This window comes from Stenotrophomonas sp. 2YAF22 (assembly GCF_052114665.1).
In the GTDB taxonomy this organism is placed as follows: Bacteria; Pseudomonadota; Gammaproteobacteria; order Xanthomonadales; family Xanthomonadaceae; genus Stenotrophomonas; species Stenotrophomonas indicatrix.
Window position 1 is genome coordinate 1 of the sequence record NZ_JBFRFE010000541.1, and the last position, 3,062, is coordinate 3,062.

General features: G+C 63.0%; 2 protein-coding genes. Both read right to left on the minus strand.

What is annotated here, in order from left to right:
* A partial coding sequence (locus AB4Y84_RS17830) for a Rid family hydrolase (protein WP_442250574.1) occupies positions 1–275 on the minus strand: 275 nt, incomplete at its 3' end.
* Between the two features lie 292 nt (positions 276–567).
* Positions 568–3,062: TonB-dependent receptor domain-containing protein (locus tag AB4Y84_RS17835; RefSeq protein WP_442250573.1), on the minus strand; the 2,495-nt coding region annotated here is incomplete at its 5' end.

The window sequence follows — 3,062 nt, forward strand, 5'->3', positions numbered from 1 at the left end:
AGGTAGACCTGCAGTTTCACCACGTCTTCCATTCGCAATCCCATGCTTGCCAGTTGCTGGCGGATCTGCCGCAGGACGCTGATCGTCTGCGTTCTGGTATCGCCATAGACCAGCGGGGAGCCAGCGCCGGTCGGTTCCGGCAGCTTGCCACTGAGGTACACCGTCGTGCGCCCGGGGGGCACCTCCACGGCGTAGGCGACGGGAACGACTCCGGATGAATGACGGATGATGTCTGCGGCCGATGCGGGGGCCATCGCCGCTGCACACATGGCCATCAGAACCACGCCTTTGAACCTGCTTCCTGTCTGCATTCTGCTCGACCCGCGTTGCCGGATGAACGATGTTGCGCCTGCCAGTGATGTGGCGCGTGATACATCGAAGATAGCAGCGCACGGAGCATCTTTTATAGAGTCAATTGCGTCGGCGGCAGCAGACCGGATTATCCCTCCCGATGCTGTGCCGCCCAAGCGTACTCTGGCCCCATGTATCCACCGTCTTCGCATCCACAAACAAGAAGGGCGGACCTTGCGGCCCGCCCTCCTCATTCTGCTGTCACGCTTCGATGGATCAGAAGCGCTGGGTGTACTTCATGTAGTAGTAGCGACCGATGTCGAAGCCACCGTAGTACGAGAAGCTCGAGTTCGGCTGGCTGTACATGACCGGGCCTTCGTGGTTGAACACGTTGTTGGCACCGACCGAGACCGTGGCCTGCCACGGCAGGGTGTAACGCACCTGCACATCGTGGAAGGTGTTCGAACCGACCTTGCGGGTCGGCTGGCCCAGGGTGTAGGCCGAGCTGAAGTCAGGCAGGTTGCACTCGGTGTCGTAGGAGCACGGCTCCTTCATGCTCGAGTAGTAACGCACGGCCCAGTTCACGCCCAGGTTGCCCAGGCTCCAATCGACATTCAGGTTCGAACGGACGCGGAAGTTCGCACCCCAGTCGCCGGTTGCCCAGCTGGTGTGCTGCTCGACCGGAGTCTCGGCTTCGTTGTCGCGCTTGTACTCGAGGTAATCGACGTAGGTGGTCTTCCAGTCAACCACGATCTTGCCGAAGGAGAACTCCGGCAGGCGGTACTTGATGCCCAGGTCGTAACCTGCGGTTTCCTGGTAACCACCGTTGATCAGGGTACGGGTAACGTCGACCACCTGGTTGACGGTGCGGCCTTCGGTACCGCGGCTGAAGCGGTCACACGCCGACGCCACGCCCAGCACGTAGCACTGGTTGAGGATCGAGGTCACCGACTCGGCGGCGATCACGTTGTCGATGCGGATCTTCCACCAGTCCAGGCTGACGTCCAGGCCCTGCACGAAGTTCGGGCTGTAGACCAGGCCAGCGGTCCAGGTCTTGGAGGTTTCCGGCTGCAGTTCCGGGTTGGAACCGGATTCGAAGGCGCTGTAGGACTGGGTGCCCGGGCCGGTCGACTGTGCGCCACCGGAGGTGATCTGGCGGAAGTTCGCCGGAACGCCACGTGCGCCGCAGGCCGCGGCAACCGRCGGGTTGCGCGAAGCCGAACCGAAGCTGCTGTCGCACGGATCGGTGTAGGCGTCGAAGGTCTGCGAGGTGCCGCCGTACATGTTGGCGATGTTCGGCGCGCGGAAGCCCGTCGAATAGGTCGCACGCACCAGCAGGTCGTCGATCGGCTTCCACTTCAGGCCGAACTTGCTGTTGATGGTGTCGCCGAAGGTGTTGTAGTCCGAGTAGCGACCAGCCATGTCGAGCGACAGTTCCTTGGCGAACGGCATGTCGGCCAGCACCGGCACGTTCAGTTCGACGTAGAACTCGTCGAGCTTGTAGCTGCCCTTGGTCGGCGCGCCGGCCAGGTCGGTGCTCAGGCCCGACTGCAGCAGTGCATCCGGGTTGTACTCACCGCTTTCCTGGCGGTGCTCGTAACCGGCGGCGATGGCCAGGTCACCGGCCGGCAGCGTGAACAGCGAGCCGGAGATGTTGGCGCTGTAAGCCTTGGTGGTGTTGGTGTAGGTGTCGTGGCTCGGCAGGAACAGGTAGGCCTGCAGTGCCGGGTCAGCCAGCGAACCGTTGCCGGTGGAGCCGTACGGTGCGAGCGGGTTCCACGGGGTGCAACCAGCGATCACCTTGCCCGGGGTGCCGCAACGGGCAACGTCGCCGTCCATGAAGGACGGACCGACGGCGTTCTGCACGTTCGGGATGAACAGGTTGCCGGTGCCGGTCTTGACGCCCTTGTTCTGGTTGTAGACGTAGCCCACGTCCCAATCCCAGAACTTGTCAGCGAACTCGAACGAACCCTCCAGGCCGGCCGAGAAGCGGAAGGTTTCCTGCTCGGATTCGGTCTGGCGCGGGAATTCGGAGGTGCGACGGATGAAGTTCGCGTCCTTGCCCAGCGGGTTGTAGATGCTGTCGGCCGACAGCGGGGTGCCGTAGACCTCGGACTGGTACGGGTAGCCGGCAATCTGCGAGGTCGCGGTGCGCTTGGTGTACAGCACGTTCGCGGTGGCGCGGATGTTGTCGGTCAGGTCGTAGTTGCCGTTGGCAAAGACCGAGCGACGGGTCAGCTTGTTCTGCAGCCACATTTCCTGGCTGGCATTGGTGTAGTCGGCGGTGCCGAACTCACGGAAGTCGCCCATGCCGTTGCCGGCACCGGTATTGGCACGGGTGTACCAGATATCGTCGTTGGCGTCCTTCGGGGTACCCATGTCGTCGATCAGCACGCCATGGTTGGAAGCCGGCGACCAGCCATTGGCATCGTCCGCGGTCGGGTTCGGATGGAAGCGACCGTTCGGGTAGCGGCTGAAGGAGCGATCCTTGGCCTGGACCTCGTCTTCCTTGCTGTACTCGGCGCCGAAGGTGATCGAACCGCGCTCACCGGTCTGGCCGTAGACGAAGTTGTAGACCTGCTTCTGGCCGTCGCCCTGGCCGTACTGGCCACCGTAGACGCTGGCTTCCAGGCCGTCGAAGTTCTTGCGGGTGATGATGTTGACCACGCCGGCGATGGCGTCGGAACCATAGATGGCCGATGCACCGTCGGTCAGCACTTCGATGCGTTCCACGACCGAGGTCGGGATCGAGGCCAGGTCGGTGTAGCCGC